This window comes from Streptomyces fractus (genome assembly GCF_049844455.1).
GTDB lineage: Bacteria > Actinomycetota > Actinomycetes > Streptomycetales > Streptomycetaceae > Streptomyces > Streptomyces fractus.
The window spans coordinates 6,158,085-6,173,993 of record NZ_JBMYHI010000002.1 but is presented as its reverse complement, the minus strand read 5'-3'; the positions used below and the strand labels follow the sequence as shown (position 1 = coordinate 6,173,993).

Sequence of the window (15,909 nt, the reverse complement as noted above, 5' to 3'; positions counted from 1 at the left end):
TTCACAGGTCCGACACTGCGGACCCCTGGACTCCATTTGTCATGGCCCCCTAAAACTGAATCAGCGTCAGGAAAAGGCAGTCCCCCGCTCGTCCCCCGCTCATCTCACCGTCCCCACGGAGCCGCTTGATGAGACCCATACGGACCACATCCCGCCTCACCACCGGCATCACCACCCTGGCCACCCTCCTCGCCGCCACCCTCGCCCTCGCCCCCGCCGCGACCGCGGGCCCCGCCTCCGCCGTGGCCACCTCCGTACGCGACGTGATCACCGACCCCGACGGGGCCCGGCACGTCCGCTACGACCGCACATTCGATCAACTACCGGTCCTGGGAGGGGACTTCGTCGTCCACGAGGCCGCGGACGGCACCTACGAGGGCACCGACCGCGCCGTCTCCGGCAGCGTCTCCGTCCCCACCACCACGCCCCGCCTCTCCGCCCCCAAGGCCGCGGACCTCGCCACGACGCTCCTGCGGGACGCCAACCCCGGCAGGGCGCTCCACAGTCTCGTGGCCAAGCCCCGGCTCGTCGTGGACGCGCTGCACGGCAGCCCCAAGCTGGCCTGGCAGACCACGGCCGCCGCGAAGGACTCGCTCGGCAACCCCATGGCCCGTACGGTCCTCACGGACGCCACCACCGGCGCTGGGATCGACTCCTGGGACAGCCTGGAGACCGCGACGCCGACGGGCGCCGCGAGCACGGCCACGGGCGACGGCAAGTCCCTCTACTCCGGCACCGTCCCGCTCACGACCACCCGCGCCTCCTCCGGCGGCTACCAGCTGAACGACTCCACGCGCGGCAACACCTACACCGGCGACGCCGGCAACAAGACCGACACGTGCGTCCTCGGCATCTGCCTGGAGCGCGCCCCCGCCAAGGTCTACACGGACGCCGACAACCACTGGGGCACCGGAAAGGCCGCGGACCGCAGCACGGCCGCCGTGGACGCCCAGTACGGCACGGACCAGACGTGGGACTACTACAAGGACATGCACGGCCGGATCGGCATAGCCGACGACGGCAAGGGCTCGTACAACCGCGTCCACTACGGCAAGGACTACAACAACGCCTTCTGGGACGACAACTGCTTCTGCATGACGTACGGGGACGGCGACGGCAAGACGTTCGGCCCGCTGGTCGCCCTCGACGTCACGGGCCACGAGATGACCCACGGCGTCACCTCGTCCACCGCGGCCCTCACCTACTCCGGCGAGTCCGGCGGGCTCAACGAGGCCACCTCCGACATCTTCGGAACGCTCGTCGAGTTCCACGCGCACAACGCCGCCGACCCCGGCGACTGGCTGATCGGCGAGAAGATCGTCAGGCCCGGGGCGAAGGCGACCGCGCTGCGCTACATGGACAAACCGAGCAGGGACGGGAAGTCGGCGGACTGCTGGAACTCGAAGGTCGCCGGTCTCGACGTGCACTACTCGTCCGGCGTCGCCAACCACTTCGCGTATCTGCTCGCGGAGGGCAGCGGCCCGAAGACCATCGGCGGCGTCCGGAACGACAGCCCGACGTGCGACAAATCCAAGCTCACCGGCATCGGCAAGGACAAGCTCGGCAAGATCTGGTACCGCGCGCTGACCGTCTACATGACGTCGTCGACGAACTACAAGGGCGCGCGCACCGCGACGCTCAAGGCGGCCAAGGATCTCTACGGGTCGGGCAGCAAGGAGTACGCCGCCGTGGCCGCCACCTGGTCGGCGGTGGCGGTGAACTGACCGGGCATCACCCGCACGCCACCCCTGTCACCCGGTCGCACGCCTCCACGCCCGCTTCGGGTACTTTCCCGCAGACACCCCGGTGACCTGCTGGAACGTACCCGTCGGGGCGTCAGGAACGCGGCCGGGGCAGGGGTCCTGACGTCACATCAGGAGGCGGACAGGCACGACTGGCACTTACGTCGTCCTTGGCAGGGCGCGCCCGTCGCCCGCGAAGGAGCTTGGACGATGCGCGTGCGCAGGGGCATGGCCCGACCGCTGACCGCGGCGGCGTTCCTCACCACCGCGGCCGCCACGGCGGTGCTCGCCGCCGGCGCCCCCGCGTCCGCCGCGCAGGGCGGCCTTGAGGTCTACCCGGCGACGGCGACGCCGGGCGACCGGGTCACGGTGGACACCACCGCGTGCGGCGGCAGCGGCACGGCGGCCGGTGACGCCAGCGCGGTCGGCGCGGGCACCTTCACGCTGGCTCCGGACACGGGCGCCGCGACCGGGCCGAACGCCACCGGGCACTTCCGGATCCCGGTGTCCGCGCAGCCGGGAACGTACGAGATCGTCGCGAGGTGCGCGGGCGGCCCCGAGGTGACGGGCGATCTCATCGTCTCCGTGCCCGGCTCCGGCACCTCCGTGGCCCAGCTGCCCAAGGGCCACGTGAACACGGGCGTCGGCGGCGCGCTCGGCCCCGAACCCACGCGGACCACCGCGGGCGTGGCGGCGCTGGCGCTGGCCGCCGCGGGCGGCACCTGGCTGCTGCACCGCAGGGCGCGCGGCGACCGCATCTGAGCCCGGTTCGGCCCGTCTTCACGGGCCGCCCCGCGAAGAAACCGGCCCGTGAAGAACTGCGAGGAACCCCAGCCCCCATGCGCAAGCCCGAGCGCACCGGCACGCGCACCCGCCCGCGCGCCGCGAACCGTGTCAACGCCGCCACCGGAGCGGTCACCGCCCTGGCCCTCGCCGCCGGCGCCTGGCTCCTGGCCAGCGGGGCGGAGGGGCAGCCGCCGCCCCAGCCGTCCGCCGCGCAGGCCCGCGTCGACACCGGCCGCGAACCACCGGCCGCCGCTCCTCTGGCCCCGTCGCCGCCGGACCGCGTCCGCATCCCGTCGATCAGGGTCGACGCCCCGCTGATGGGCCTCGACCTGACCCGCTCCGGCAGCCTCGACGTGCCTCCGGCCGACAGGAAGAACCTCGCGGGCTGGTACGAGGCGGGCACCAAACCCGGCGAGACGGGCACGGCGGTGGTCGCTGGCCACGTCGACAACGCCCGCGGCCCTGCCGTCTTCTACGCCCTGGGTTCGCTGAAGCGCGGCCGCACGATCGAGGTGGAGCGGCGGGACGGTTCGGCCGCGGTGTTCACGGTGGACGCGGTCGAGGTGTACGACGCGAAGCACTTCCCCGACGCGAGGGTGTACGGCGCGGCCCGCCGCCCCGAACTCCGGGTGATCACCTGCGGCGGGCCGTACTCGCGCCGGACGGGCTACCAGGGGAACGTGGTCGTGTTCGCGCACCTGACGGGAAGCCGGTAGCGGCGGCCGGACAGGCGCTAAGCCACCCACTGCTCGTACGCCATCTTCACCACCAGGGCGCACACCACCGTCAGCAGCACCACCCGTACGAACCCGGCGCCCCGCTTCAGCGCGGTGTGCGCGCCCACCATGCCGCCCACCAGGTTGAACACCGCCATCAGCCCCGCGAGCTGCCAGTACACCTGGCCCTTCCAGGCGAACATCGCCAACGCACCCGCGTTCGTGCAGCAGTTGACGATCTTCGCGGTGGCGGAGGCGGTGACCAGGTCGAGGTGGAGGATCGCGGTCAGGGCCAGGACCAGGAAGGTGCCGGTGCCCGGGCCGATCAGGCCGTCGTAGAAGCCGATGCCGAGGCCCGCGAAGCCGATGGCCGCGAGGATCCGGCGGGGCGAGGCGGGGACCGCCGCGGGCGCCGTGCCGAACGACGGGCGGAAGATCACGAACGCGCCCACCGCCACGAGCACCACCATCACGACCGGTTTGAGGACCTCCGTGCTCATCCCCGTCGCGAGCAGCGCCCCGCCGGTCGACCCGACGAGCGCCGCCGTACCGATGCGGACGGCGAGCCGTACGTCGACGGGGGCCTTGCGGGCGTAGGTGACGGCGGCGCCGGTGGTGCCGACGATGGCGACGGCCTTGTTGGTGCCGAGCGCGTGGCCCGCCGCGGCGGAGTTGGGCAGACCGAGGAGAAGGGCCGGGAGCAGGAGCAGTCCGCCGCCGCCCACCACCGCGTCGACCCAGCCCGCCGCGAGCGCGGCGACGCAGAGCACGACGACGGTGGTCAGGGATATGTCAGGCATGATCAGGACTCTACGGATCCGCGGCCTGCACGGCCCAGGGCCCCCCGGAACGCTGAGGTTGATCCGAGGGTTCCGTCCCGGTGTGCGGGACGGCCCGGTCGGGGGCCGGGGGCGCCGCCGGGTCGACGGTGAGCGCGAGGCACGCCGCGACCAGGGCGCTGGCCGAGGCGAGGCCCGCGGTGAGCCTGCGGCGGGCCTGGATCGTGGGGGCGTGGGCGGTGCGGGTGGGTCTGGTGTGGCGGCCCATGGGGATGTCCCTTCTTCTCCAGAGCTGGTCAGTACGTGAAGGACTCGGCGTGGATGCGGGTCTCGGGGACGCCGGCCCTGGCCAGTGCCGCCGTCGCCGTCTCCGTCATGCCGGGCGGGCCGCACAAGTAGACGTCGTGGTCGGCGAGTTCGGGCACGAGGTCGCGCAGGGCCTGCGGGGCCAGGGAGTCGAAAGCCGCGCCGGAGGGGCCGAGGAGATAGTGCAGGGCCGCCCCGCGGCTGCGGGCTATGGCCTCCAACTCCTCGCGCAGGACGAGCTGTTCGGCGTTGCTCGCGCGGTAGAGGAGTGTGATGTCCCCCGGTTCGCCGGGAAGCGTCTCGAACAGCGCCCGCAGCGGCGTGATGCCCACTCCCCCGGCGAGCAACAGCACCTTGCGCCGGGTACGGCGGTGCGCGGTGAGCGCGCCGAACGGGCCGGTCGCGACCACCCGCACGCCCGGCCGCAGCCTGCGCACCCGGCGCGTGTGGTCGCCGACGGCCTTCACGGTGATCCGGACGTGGTCGCCGTCGACCGGCGCCGACAGGGAGAACGGCAGCGCCGTGTGCCACAGCCGCCGGGTCAGGAACCGCCAGCGGAAGAACTGGCCCGGCTGCGCGTCCAGCCGGCCGAGGTCGGTGCCGCGCATCAGGACGGAGGCGACGCCGGGTCCCTCCTGTCGTACCTCGACGATCCGCAGGCCGTGCCGGAACGCCTGCCGCACCGGCACGACGAGCCGGTACCAGACGAGCAGCACCGCGACGGTGGCGTGCAGCAGCGACCACAGGCCGAGGCCCACCGGGCCGGACGCGATGTCGGGGCCGGACAGCTGGTGGGCGAAGGCCAGCGCCGCCGCGACGTAGGTCAGCAGGTGCAGCCCGCGCCACGTGCCGTGTCCGACGCGGCGGCGGACGGCGCGGGCGCTGCTGACGCCGACCGCGGCGAACAGCGCGGTGCCGGCGGCCGCGGCGGCGAGCCCCGGGTAGCCGAGCAGCTCGGTGACCGTGGTGACCAGGTCGGTTCCGGTGTGCGCTGCGTAGCCGCACAGGGCGAGCACGACGTGGGCGGCGCAGAGGGTGAGGATGTGGCGGCCGCCGCGCGCGTGGTGGCGGGCGAGCCGGTCGGCGCCGATGCCGTGCTCGACGGCGGGCACCCGGGCCATGAGGAAGAGCATGACCAGGATCCCGTACCCGGCGAGCAGGCCGGTCAGATGGGCGCCGGTCGTGAACAGGGCGTCGATCCGTGCCGACGGGCGGACCTGCGCCAGCCACAGGGCGGTCACGAGCATCGCGCCCGCACGGATCCCGGCCCGCAGCTGGTACGGGGTGAGCCGTACGGGCGCGGCGGGGCGCACGCGGGGTGCCCGGCGGGGGCGCGGGGGGATCGGCGGGGCCTCGCGCGGCGGCTCGGTCTGCCTGCGGTAGGACGACAGGGCGGGGTAGCGGGCGAGTTCGGGGTCGACGGCCTTGGTGGTCACGACCGGCACACTAGGCTCGACGGAGCCCGGGTTCTGGCTGGTCAGCGCCGTACGGCCGATCCTTAAGGCGCCCTTGAGGGCGGACTGAACACGGGTTAAGCCGGAGGCGGCGCCGCCCCTTCCGGCCCCTCACACCCGCCCACCGGTCCCGCTGAGCGCAGCGTTCCCCTCAGGAAACGGACGGGACGCCAGGCAGAAACACCCGCGCCGCACGCTGCGATACATGACCGCACCGTACGAGCACGACGACGCCACGACCGGCCCCGGCCGCGTCGTCGTCATCGGCACCGGCCTCGCCGGCATCCGCGTCGCGCACCGTCTGGGCGAGCGCGCCGTGCTGATCGGCGAAGAGCCGCACGCCCCGTACAACCGCGTGCTGCTCGCCGAGGTGCTGGCCGGGACGTACCCGCCCGAGGTCATCGAGCTGCCCCGCGCCACCGGCCCGCACTTGCGCACCCGCGCCGTCCGGATCGATCGCGAGCGGCGGCTCGTGCAGTGCGAGAACGGGGACGAGATCGGATACGACAGCCTCGTCCTCGCCACCGGCTCGAACCCTGTACTGCCGCCGCTGCGCGGCCTGTTCGCGCCGGAGGCCACCGAACTGCCCGGCGGCGTCCACGCGTTCCGCACGATGGACGACTGCCTGGCGCTGGCCGGGGCCGTCACCGATGGCACCCGCGCCGTCGTCATCGGCGGCGGCCTCCTCGGCGTCTCCGCGGCCCGCGCGCTCGCCCGGCGCGGCGCGCGGGTGGTCCTCACCCAGCAGTCCGAGCGGCTGATGGAGCGCCAGCTCGACCCGCGCTCCTCCGAGCTCGTCCGCCGCCACCTCACCGCGCTCGGGGTGGAGATCCACACCGAGTGCCGGGTGCGCGGCGTCGGCGTCGTCGACGGACACGTGCGGCGCGTCGAGCTGCACGACGGGTACGTGCTCGGCACCGACGTCACCGTCCTCGCCTGCGGGGTCCGCCCGCGTACCGGTCTCGCGCAGGCCGCGGGGCTCGACGTCCGCAAGGGGATCGTCGTCGACGACGAGCTGCGCACCAGCGACCCCCGCATCCACGCGGTCGGCGACTGCGCCCAGCACGCCGACACCGTCTACGGCCTCGCGACCCCGGCCCTGGAACAGGCCGACGCGCTCGCGGACCTGCTGACCGGGGCCACCGCCGCGTACACCGGCACCCGCACCCTGACCCGGCTCACCCTCCCGCACGAGGCCGGGCCGCTGGACCTCGCCGCGTTCGGCGAGACCGAGGCGCTGCCCGGCGACGACGTCGTGCAGCTCGCCGACGCCACCCGCGGCACGTACCGGAAGGTCGTCGTGCGCGGCGACCGTCTCGTCGGCGGGGTGCTTGTCGGGGAACTGGCCACGGTCGGCGCGCTCGCGCACGCCTGGGAGTCGAACGAATCACTGCCCGCCGACGACGCTGTCGGCGCGCCTCTGCTGCACCTGCTCACCCACGACGGAGGCCTCTGACATGCCGACCGAAAAGGCTCTGCCCACGATCGTCCTCATCGGCCACGGCATGGTCGGCCAGCGTTTCCTGGAGGCCGCCGCCGAGCGCGGGCTCACGGAGTCGCACCGCGTGGTCGTCCTGTGCGAGGAGCCGCGCCCCGCCTACGACCGCGTGCACCTCACCTCGTACTTCTCGGGCACCACCCCCGAGGAACTGTCCATGACGGACCCGGAGTTCATCGAGAAGCACGGCATCGAGCTGTACGTCGGCGATCCCGCCGTGGTCGTCGACCGCGAGGCCCGCGTCGTGCACGCCCGCTCAGGGCTGAAGGTCCCCTACGACACGCTCGTGCTTGCCACCGGCTCGTACCCGTTCGTCCCGCCGGTGCCCGGCAAGGACGCGACCGGCTGCTTCGTGTACCGGACCATCGACGACCTGTACGCGATCGAGGAGTACGCGAAGAACAACGCGACGGTCGGCGCCGTGGTCGGCGGCGGCCTGCTCGGGCTCGAGGCCGCGGGCGCGCTCCAGGGTCTCGGCCTCTCCACGCACATCGTCGAGTTCGCGCCGCGCCTGATGCCGGTGCAGGTCGACGAGGGCGGCGGCGCGGCCCTGCTGCGGACCATCTCGGACATGGGGCTGGACGTGCACACGGGCGTCGGCACCCAGGAGATCGTCACGGACGACGCGACCGGCGCGGTGCGCGGCATGAAGCTGTCGGACGGCAGCGAACTCGCCACCGACCTCGTCGTCTTCTCCGCCGGTGTCCGCCCCCGCGACCAGCTCGCCCGCGACATGGGCCTCACGGTCGGCGAGCGCGGCGGCATCACCGTCGACGAGCGGTGCCGCACCAGCGACCCGGACGTCTTCGCGATCGGCGAGTGCGCGCTCGCCTCCGACGGGCGGGTGTACGGGCTCGTCGCCCCCGGCTACGAGATGGCGCTCACGGCCGCCGACACCATCGCCGACGAGGACGCGTCCTTCACCGGCGCCGACCTCTCCACCAAGCTGAAGCTGCTCGGCGTCGACGTCGCCTCGTTCGGCGACGCGCACGGCGCCACCGACGGCTGCCTCGACGTCGTCTACTCGGACTCGCGCTCGGGCACGTACAAGAAGCTCGTGATCGGCGGCGAGGGCGAGCTGCTCGGCGGCATCCTCGTCGGCGACGCGGAGGCGTACGGGACGCTGCGCGCGCTCACCGGGACCGTGCCGCCGATCGCCCCCGAGCAGCTGGTCCTCCCGGCGGGCGCGGGCGCGCCCGCCCAGCTCGGCCCGGAGGCGCTGCCCGACGACGCCGTCGTCTGCTCCTGCCACAACGTCACCAAGGGCGCGATCTGCGAGCACACCTCACTGCCCGAGGTGAAGAAGTGCACCAAGGCCGGTACGGGCTGCGGGAGTTGCGTCAAGCTCATCGGGCAGCTGCTGCCGAAGTCCGGTGACGGCGGGCTGTGCGGCTGCTTCAAGCACACCCGCGAGGAGCTGTACGAGATCGTGCGCGTCAAGCGGATCACGACGTACGCGCGGCTCCTCGACGAGCACGGCCGGGAGGGCGCGCGCGGCGGCGAGGGCTGCGAGATCTGCAAGCCGGCCGTCGGCTCGATCATCGCCTCGCTCGCCCCGTCGATCGGCGCGGACGGCTATGTCCTCGACGGCGAGCAGGCCGCCCTCCAGGACACCAACGACCACTTCCTCGCCAACCTCCAGAAGAACGGCTCGTACTCGGTCGTGCCCCGGATCCCCGGCGGTGAGATCACGCCCGAGAAGCTCATCGTGATCGGGGAGGTCGCGCGGGACTTCGGCCTCTACACGAAGATCACGGGCGGCCAGCGCATCGACATGTTCGGCGCGCGGGTCGAGCAACTGCCCCTGATCTGGGCCCGGTTGGTGGACGCCGGCTTCGAGTCCGGGCACGCGTACGGCAAGGCGCTGCGGACCGTGAAGTCGTGCGTGGGGCAGACCTGGTGCCGCTACGGGGTGCAGGACTCGGTGCGGATGGCGATCGACCTGGAGCTGCGCTACCGGGGCCTGCGGGCGCCGCACAAGCTGAAGTCGGCGGTCTCCGGGTGCGCCCGCGAGTGCGCGGAGGCCCAGTCGAAGGACTTCGGCGTCATCGCCACCGCGAACGGCTGGAACCTGTACGTGGGCGGCAACGGCGGCATGACACCCCGTCACGCCGACCTCCTCGCCCAGGACTTGAGCGACGCCGAACTGATCCGGCTCATCGACCGTTTCCTGATGTTCTACGTCCGCACCGCCGACCGCCTGGAGCGCACGGCGACCTGGCTGGAGCGGATCGACGGCGGTCTCGACCACGTACGGGACGTCGTCGTGCACGACTCGCTCGGCATCTGCGACGAGCTGGAGGCCCTGATGCGGGCGCACGTCGCGCACTACCGCGACGAGTGGGCCGAGACCATCGACGACCCCGAGCGCCTCTCCCGCTTCGTGTCCTTCGTCAACGCCCCCGACACCCCGGACCCGACGGTCCGCTTCATGCCCGAGCGCGACCAGATCAAGCCCGAGCTGCCGCTGATCCCCCTGGAAGGACTGGCTGTCCGATGACCATCGCTCCTGAACTGACGACCACCCTCGTGCAACTCGACGTGGACGGCGAGCTGTTGGCCGTGTGCGAGCCGTCCCGCCTGAGCGCGGGGCGCGGGGTCGCCGTCCTGCTGCCGGACGGCCGACAGGCCGCGGTCTTCAAGGACCGCGCGGGCCGCATGTACGCGATCGACAACACCGACCCGTTCACCGGGGCGTCCGTGCTCTCGCGGGGACTGCTGGGCTCGGCGCAGGGGCGGCCGTTCGTCGCCTCGCCCCTGCTGAAGCAGCGGTTCGACCTGGAGACGGGGCGGTGCCTGGACGACGACGAGGTCACCGTCCGGACGTACGCGGTGAGTTGAGAACGGCGCCGCATCGACTGTGACATCAGTCACAGAGAAAACGCAGGGATAGAGAGCAACTTTCACGATCCGTCCTGATTTCACCCCCAGTAGGCGCAGAACGCCACTTACACCAGGACAGAAAGCCCCGCACGGGCGCCCTCGAACCGCCCTAGGATCTCGGACCTCAGCGCTTACACGCGCCATACTCCGACCCGAACAGAGGGCGTCCCGTGCAGATCCGTCAGATTCTCGCGACAGCCGCAGTCGCCGCCGTGACCGCTCCGGTCGTGCTGCTGTCCGTCTCTCCGGCGTACGCCGGGACCCAGTCCAGCGTGCAGACCGAGAAGCGGCCTTCCATATCCGAGTTGAGGAAAGCGGTGAAGGAGGCGCGGCAGACGTACAGAGCGGCTGTCGCCACCTGGAAGGCGCTCCAGCAGGAGATGGACGATACGGAGCTTGCGACGTATCCGCCCAGGGCCGACCGCGACAAGGCGAAGACGGCCGCCGACGAGGCAACGGCCGCCAAGGCAGCCGCAGACAAGGCCGTCACCGACGCGCAGGCGAAGCTCGACGCCGCCACCACCGACGACGAGAAGGCGACCGCCCAGAAGGAACTGGACACGGCCACGGCCGCCGCGGAGACCGCGGCCACCGCCAAGACGGACGCCGACGCCAAGCTCGACACGGCGCAGACGGCCCTCGACGACGCCCGGGTCGCCATCCTCAAGAAGATCCACCAGGCCGATGAGGACGTGCAGACCGCGCTCGCCGCGAAGAAGGCCGCCGAGAAGGCGCTCGCCGACGCGAAGGACGAGGAGCCCGGTGAGCCCGGCACCCCCGGCGAGCCGACGGATCCCGAGTGCGCGACGGACTCCGCCCTCAAGGCCACCCTGCCCGGCCTCCCGTCCAAGATCGCCGCCGGCTCCACCGTCGACTTCCAGCTGCGCCTGACCAACAACACCAAGCGGACCCTCGACGAGGTGCTGCCGTTCGTGGCCGTGGCCGCGGTCGACAAGACCGGCGTGAAGGACCTCTCCAGCAAGCTGCACCTGAAGTCCAAGCAGGGCGGCACCTGGAAGACCGTCGACCAGGACAGCTACGCGGGCGACTTCACCAACGTGAAGGCGGGCGCGCATGTCGACCTGCCGCTGCGTCTGACGATCGACCGCTCGACACCGGCCGGGTACGGAGCCAGCATCGCCGTGGGCGAGTACTTCAACCGGGACGAGAGCTGCGGCGCGAGCGACCTCGCCGTATACGAGTTCGCGATCAACCCGGTCGGCGCCGGCAACTCCGGCACCCCGGCCACGCCCAACAAGCCCGAGCCGCAGGGCAGCGCCTCCCCGGTCGCGAGCTCCGGTTCGGACAACGGCTCCACCGACACCGACGGTTCGCTCGCCCACACCGGCTCCTCCTCCGCCCTGCCGACGATCGGCCTGGCGGGCGGCGCGGCCGTCGTGCTCGGCGCCGGCGCGGTGTACGTGGTGCGCCGCCGCAAGGCCGACGCCAACAGCTGATCGCGTCACCCGGGACCGACGTCGGACCGGCACCCCTGCTGGAGGGGGTGCCGGTCCGGCGTCCTTACCGGCTCAGCGCCTTGAAGTCCACGCCCGTCAGCTGCTCCGAGGCGGCCCACAGGCGCTCCCCCGCCGCGTCGTTGACCGTCCACGACGCCCGCCACGACGTGGTGGGGGCGCCGCGCCACATCGCCACGCGCGGGCCGTAGAAGTCGTCGGGGCGCACATCCGGGGCCGTGGCCGCGCGCAGGGTCGGCAGCGCCCCGTCCTCGGCGGGCTGCCCGAAGAACCGGTTCCCGATCTCGAAGAACCGCTCCATGCCCTTGCGGCCCTCCATCTGCGCGCTGCGCGCCTGCAACTCCGTCGCCGCGTAGCCGGGGTGCGCCGCCGCCGCCACGAGGGGCACGTCCGCCGCCCGCGCCTGCCGCGCCAGCTCGTGCACGAACAGCAGGTTGGCCGTCTTGGACCGCCCGTAGGCGATCCAACGCCCGTACTTCTTCTCGCTGTTGAGGTCGGCGATGTCGATGTTGGCCATGGCGTGCAGCGCGCTGGAGACGGAGACGACGCGGGGCGCGGGCGCCGCGAGCAGGCCCGGCAGCAGCAGCCCGGTCAGCGCGAAGTGCCCCAGGTGGTTGACGCCGAACTGGGTCTCGAAGCCGTCGGCGGTGCGGCCGTACGGGAGGGCCATCACGCCCGCGTTGTTGACCAGGAGGTCGAGCGGGCGGTCCTGGCGGTCCTCGGCGAAGGCCCGCACCGAGGCGAGGTCGCCGAGGTCGAGCGGCGCGAACTCGGCCTGTGCTCCGGGGACCTCGGACGTCAGGCGGTCCAGGGCCGCGGTGCCCCTCGGCTCGCTGCGGCAGGCCAGGACCACGTGGGCGCCGGCGCGCGCCAGTTCGCGTGCGGTGACGTAGCCGATGCCGGTGTTGGCTCCGGTGACCACCGCCGTACGGCCGTGCTGGTCGGGGATGTCGGTCGCGCTCCAGCCGCTCATGGGGTCGGCTCTCCTTCGGGGGGACGTCGTCTGAGGGGGTTACCGAAGGGTACGCACGCGGGGAAAGGGCGGCACCCCCCGCACAGGGGTGCCGCCCTTTTGTGGATACCGGAGCCGCCGCGAATCGGTGAGGGTCGGGGACTCGCGACGGCCCCGGAGTTGTTCGTCCCCGGTCAGCGGTGGTCGCTGCCCACGGAGGTGCTGGCCGCGCGGCCGGCCTCCAGGCGGGCGACGGGGATGCGGAACGGGGAGCAGGAGACGTAGTCGAGCCCGACCTCGTGGAAGAAGTGGACCGACTCGGGGTCGCCGCCGTGCTCGCCGCAGACGCCGAGCTTGAGGTCGGGCCGCGTGGCACGGCCGGCCTCGACGGCGGACTTCACGAGCGAGCCGACGCCGTCCTTGTCGATCGTCTCGAACGGGCTGACGCCGAAGATGCCCTTCTCCAGGTACGCCGTGAAGAAGCTCGCCTCCACGTCGTCGCGGCTGAAGCCCCAGACCGTCTGCGTGAGGTCGTTGGTGCCGAAGGAGAAGAACTGGGCGGCCTCGGCGATCTGTCCGGCCGTGAGGGCGGCGCGGGGCAGCTCGATCATGGTGCCGATGGCGAGCTTCAGCTTGACGCCGGTCTGCTCCTCGACCTCCGCGATGACCTGGTCGGCCTCCTCGCGGACGATCTCCAGCTCCTGGACGGTGCCGACGAGCGGGATCATGATCTCGGCGCGCGGGTCGCCCTTGGCGTTCTTGCGCTCGGCGGCGGCCTCGGCGATGGCCCGTACCTGCATGGTGAACAGGCCGGGGATGACGAGGCCGAGACGGACGCCGCGCAGGCCCAGCATCGGGTTCTGCTCGTGCAGCCGGTGCACGGCCTGGAGGAGGCGCAGGTCGTTCTCGTTGTTGTCCTTGCGGGACTCGGCGAGCGCGACGCGCACCGACAGCTCGGTGATGTCGGGCAGGAACTCGTGCAGCGGCGGGTCGAGCAGACGGACGGTGACGGGGAGCCCGTCCATCGCCTCGAACAGCTCGACGAAGTCCTGCTTCTGGAGCGGAAGGAGCAGCTTCAGGGACTCCTCGCGCTCGCCGTCCGTGTCGGCGAGGATCAGCTTCTCGACCAGCTCGCGCCGGTCGCCGAGGAACATGTGCTCGGTGCGGCACAGGCCGATGCCCTGCGCGCCGAAGCGGCGGGCGCGCAGCGCGTCCTCGGCGTTGTCGGCGTTGGCGCGTACGCGCAGGCGGCGTACTCGGTCCGCGTAGGCCATGATCCGGTGCACGGCGCCGACGAGTTCGTCGGCGTCGTCGGCGCCGGCGTGCATGCGGCCCTCGAAGTACTCGACGACCGGGGAGGGCACGACGGGCACCTCGCCGAGGTAGACCTTGCCGGTGGAGCCGTCGATGGAGACGACGTCGCCCTCCTCGACGACGGTGTCGCCGATGGTCATCCGGCGGCGCTTGGTGTCGACCTCCAGCTCCTCGGCGCCGCAGACACAGGTCTTGCCCATGCCGCGGGCGACGACGGCCGCGTGCGAGGTCTTGCCGCCGCGCGAGGTCAGGATGCCCTCGCAGGCGATCATGCCGTCGAGGTCGTCGGGGTTGGTCTCGCGGCGGATCAGGATGACCTTCTCGCCGGAGCGCGACCACTTGATGGCGGTGTACGAGTCGAAGACCGCCTTGCCGACGGCCGCGCCCGGAGAGGCGGCGATGCCGCGGCCGAGCAGCTCGACCTTCGCCTCGTCGTCGAAGCGCGGGAACATCAGCTGCGCGAGCTGCGCGCCGCTGACCCGCTGGAGGGCCTCGGCCTCGTCGATCAGGCCCTGGTCGACGAGCTGCGTCGCGATACGGAACGCGGCACCGGCGGTGCGCTTGCCGACGCGGGTCTGGAGCATCCACAACTGGCCGCGCTCGATGGTGAATTCGATGTCGCAGAGATCCTTGTAGTGGTTCTCCAGGGTCTCCATGATCTGCATGAGCTGGTCGTACGACTTCTTGTCGATCTGCTCCAGCTCGGCGAGCGGCACGGTGTTGCGGATGCCCGCGACGACGTCCTCGCCCTGCGCGTTCTGCAAGTAGTCGCCGTAGACGCCCTGGTGGCCGCTGGCCGGGTCGCGGGTGAACGCGACGCCCGTGCCGGAGTCCGCGCCGAGGTTGCCGAAGACCATCGAGCACACGTTCACCGCGGTGCCGAGGTCGCCGGGGATGCGCTCCTGGCGGCGGTACAGCTTGGCGCGGTCGGTGTTCCACGAGTCGAAGACCGCGTTTATGGCGAGGTCCATCTGCTCGCGCGGGTCCTGCGGGAAGTCGCGCCCGGCCTCGGTCTTGACGATCTTCTTGAAGCGCGTGACGAGCTTCTTGAGGTCGGCGGCGTCGAGGTCGGTGTCGACCGCGACCTTCTTCGCCGCCTTGGCCTTCTCCAGCGCGTCCTCGAAGAGCTCGCCGTCGACGTCCAGGACGGTCTTGCCGAACATCTGGATGAGGCGGCGGTACGAGTCCCAGGCGAAGCGGTCGTCGCCGGCCTGCTTGGCGAGGCCCTGCACCGACTTGTCGGAGAGACCGATGTTGAGGACGGTGTCCATCATGCCGGGCATGGAGAACTTCGCGCCCGAACGGACCGACACCAGAAGGGGGTTGTCGGCCTGGCCGAGCTTCTTCCCCATCTTCTTCTCGAGCGCGTCGAGGTGCGCGGAGACCTCGTCACGGAGTGCCACCGGCTCCTCGCCGCTGTCGAGGTAGACCTTGCAGGCCTCGGTGGTGATCGTGAAGCCCGGAGGGACGGGAAGGCCCAGGTTGGTCATCTCGGCGAGGTTCGCGCCCTTGCCGCCGAGAAGGTCCTTGAGGTTCTTGTTCCCCTCGGTGAAGTCGTAAACGAACTTCGCTACCTGAGGATCTTTGTTTTCCGACACGGGTCTCGACTCCTCGAGGCTCGGGTGGCTGCCCTGACGGCGAGGAACATACCCAGATCCAAGGCCTGTGGGTACGTCCACTCAGCTGTCATACGGGCGTAACCACCCGTCCGCCAGGAGATCGAAAGCGCTGGGCGGGAGGCACTCCCTTCACCCTCACGTTCATTACTTGAAGACGCTACCCCCGTAGACCCCACCTATTGCTCACATGAGCGCACTCTGCTCGTTTGTGCGTTCAGGTCATAAATGATCGAGCGGTGGCACTGAGTGCCAGGGCTTGGAGAAGTGCAGACGGACTTTAATCGCTCATCTGAGCGCAACCCCGATCAGGGGTGGCGAGAATCACGCCGTTTGAAGCGGCTCCCGGACGGTCCCGTTCCAGCATGCGGACGCGACTCGGGGACGA

The 15,909-nt window shown here is 71.7% G+C and carries 12 protein-coding genes; 7 read left to right on the top strand and 5 right to left on the bottom strand.

Annotation, left to right across the window (positions count from 1 at the left end; translation table 11 throughout):
- Window positions 1–128 precede the first annotated feature (128 nt).
- The 3 genes from ACP4E5_RS29860 (at window position 129) to ACP4E5_RS29850 (ending at window position 3,244) form a co-directional block, all read left to right on the top strand.
- Window positions 129–1,724 carry a M4 family metallopeptidase gene (locus ACP4E5_RS29860; protein ID WP_425834000.1) on the top strand — a complete coding sequence of 532 codons (1,596 nt, stop codon included), beginning with the start codon at window positions 129–131 and terminating at the stop codon, window positions 1,722–1,724.
- Window positions 1,725–1,952: 228 nt separating this feature from the next.
- On the top strand, window positions 1,953–2,504 hold the full coding sequence (locus ACP4E5_RS29855) for a hypothetical protein (RefSeq protein ID WP_425833998.1): 552 nt from the start codon (window positions 1,953–1,955) through the stop codon (window positions 2,502–2,504).
- 77 nt (window positions 2,505–2,581) lie between these two features.
- Window positions 2,582–3,244, top strand: a complete 663-nt coding sequence (locus ACP4E5_RS29850) for a class F sortase (protein WP_425833996.1) — start codon at window positions 2,582–2,584, stop codon at window positions 3,242–3,244.
- Window positions 3,245–3,261: 17 nt separating this feature from the next.
- On the opposite strand, the gene ACP4E5_RS29845 is transcribed toward ACP4E5_RS29850, so the two are convergent.
- The 3 genes from ACP4E5_RS29845 to ACP4E5_RS29835 are packed head-to-tail and all read right to left on the bottom strand — an operon-like array spanning window position 3,262 to window position 5,774.
- The gene (locus tag ACP4E5_RS29845) at window positions 3,262–4,044 is read right to left on the bottom strand and encodes a sulfite exporter TauE/SafE family protein (RefSeq protein ID WP_425833994.1); all 783 of its coding nucleotides are present in this window, start codon (window positions 4,042–4,044) and stop codon (window positions 3,262–3,264) included.
- 10 nt (window positions 4,045–4,054) lie between these two features.
- Window positions 4,055–4,291 (bottom strand): hypothetical protein, encoded by a 237-nt coding sequence (locus ACP4E5_RS29840; protein WP_425833992.1) that lies wholly within the window; start codon window positions 4,289–4,291, stop codon window positions 4,055–4,057.
- Between the two features lie 28 nt (window positions 4,292–4,319).
- Complete coding sequence (locus ACP4E5_RS29835) at window positions 4,320–5,774, bottom strand: ferredoxin reductase family protein (protein WP_425833990.1); 1,455 nt, start codon at window positions 5,772–5,774, stop codon at window positions 4,320–4,322.
- A 214-nt stretch (window positions 5,775–5,988) separates the two neighbouring features.
- On the opposite strand from ACP4E5_RS29835, the gene ACP4E5_RS29830 reads away from it, so the two are divergent.
- From ACP4E5_RS29830 to ACP4E5_RS29815, 4 genes are all read left to right on the top strand, one after another.
- The gene (locus ACP4E5_RS29830; RefSeq protein WP_425833988.1) at window positions 5,989–7,239 is read left to right on the top strand and encodes an NAD(P)/FAD-dependent oxidoreductase; all 1,251 of its coding nucleotides are present in this window, start codon (window positions 5,989–5,991) and stop codon (window positions 7,237–7,239) included.
- A gap of 1 nt (window position 7,240) precedes the next feature.
- Entirely contained in the window at window positions 7,241–9,781 is a 2,541-nt protein-coding gene (gene nirB, locus ACP4E5_RS29825; protein WP_425833986.1) for a nitrite reductase large subunit NirB, read from the top strand.
- The gene (gene nirD, locus ACP4E5_RS29820; protein WP_425833984.1) at window positions 9,778–10,122 is read left to right on the top strand and encodes a nitrite reductase small subunit NirD; all 345 of its coding nucleotides are present in this window, start codon (window positions 9,778–9,780) and stop codon (window positions 10,120–10,122) included. The genes nirB and nirD overlap by 4 nt, the downstream gene beginning before the upstream one ends.
- 212 nt (window positions 10,123–10,334) lie before the next feature.
- On the top strand, window positions 10,335–11,621 hold the full coding sequence (locus ACP4E5_RS29815) for an LPXTG cell wall anchor domain-containing protein (RefSeq protein ID WP_425833982.1): 1,287 nt from the start codon (window positions 10,335–10,337) through the stop codon (window positions 11,619–11,621).
- A 64-nt stretch (window positions 11,622–11,685) separates the two neighbouring features.
- On the opposite strand, the gene ACP4E5_RS29810 is transcribed toward ACP4E5_RS29815, so the two are convergent.
- Both ACP4E5_RS29810 and ppdK read right to left on the bottom strand, forming a co-directional pair.
- The gene (locus tag ACP4E5_RS29810; RefSeq protein WP_425833980.1) at window positions 11,686–12,612 is read right to left on the bottom strand and encodes an oxidoreductase; all 927 of its coding nucleotides are present in this window, start codon (window positions 12,610–12,612) and stop codon (window positions 11,686–11,688) included.
- Between the two features lie 173 nt (window positions 12,613–12,785).
- Complete coding sequence (gene ppdK, locus ACP4E5_RS29805) at window positions 12,786–15,503, bottom strand: pyruvate, phosphate dikinase (protein WP_425833978.1); 2,718 nt, start codon at window positions 15,501–15,503, stop codon at window positions 12,786–12,788.
- Window positions 15,504–15,909 lie beyond the last annotated feature (406 nt).

Excerpts from the sequence above, each read along its gene's own strand:
- nirD (WP_425833984.1), top strand. The coding sequence starts at position 9,778 with ATGACCATCGCTCCTGAACTGACGACCACCCTCGTGCAACTCGACGTG.
- nirB (WP_425833986.1), top strand. The coding sequence starts at position 7,241 with ATGCCGACCGAAAAGGCTCTGCCCACGATCGTCCTCATCGGCCACGGC.
- ACP4E5_RS29810 (WP_425833980.1), bottom strand. The coding sequence starts at position 12,612 with ATGAGCGGCTGGAGCGCGACCGACATCCCCGACCAGCACGGCCGTACG.
- ACP4E5_RS29840 (WP_425833992.1), bottom strand. The coding sequence starts at position 4,291 with ATGGGCCGCCACACCAGACCCACCCGCACCGCCCACGCCCCCACGATC.
- ACP4E5_RS29845 (WP_425833994.1), bottom strand. The coding sequence starts at position 4,044 with ATGCCTGACATATCCCTGACCACCGTCGTCGTGCTCTGCGTCGCCGCG.
- ACP4E5_RS29855 (WP_425833998.1), top strand. The coding sequence starts at position 1,953 with ATGCGCGTGCGCAGGGGCATGGCCCGACCGCTGACCGCGGCGGCGTTC.
- ACP4E5_RS29830 (WP_425833988.1), top strand. The coding sequence starts at position 5,989 with ATGACCGCACCGTACGAGCACGACGACGCCACGACCGGCCCCGGCCGC.
- ACP4E5_RS29850 (WP_425833996.1), top strand. The coding sequence starts at position 2,582 with ATGCGCAAGCCCGAGCGCACCGGCACGCGCACCCGCCCGCGCGCCGCG.
- ACP4E5_RS29860 (WP_425834000.1), top strand. The coding sequence starts at position 129 with ATGAGACCCATACGGACCACATCCCGCCTCACCACCGGCATCACCACC.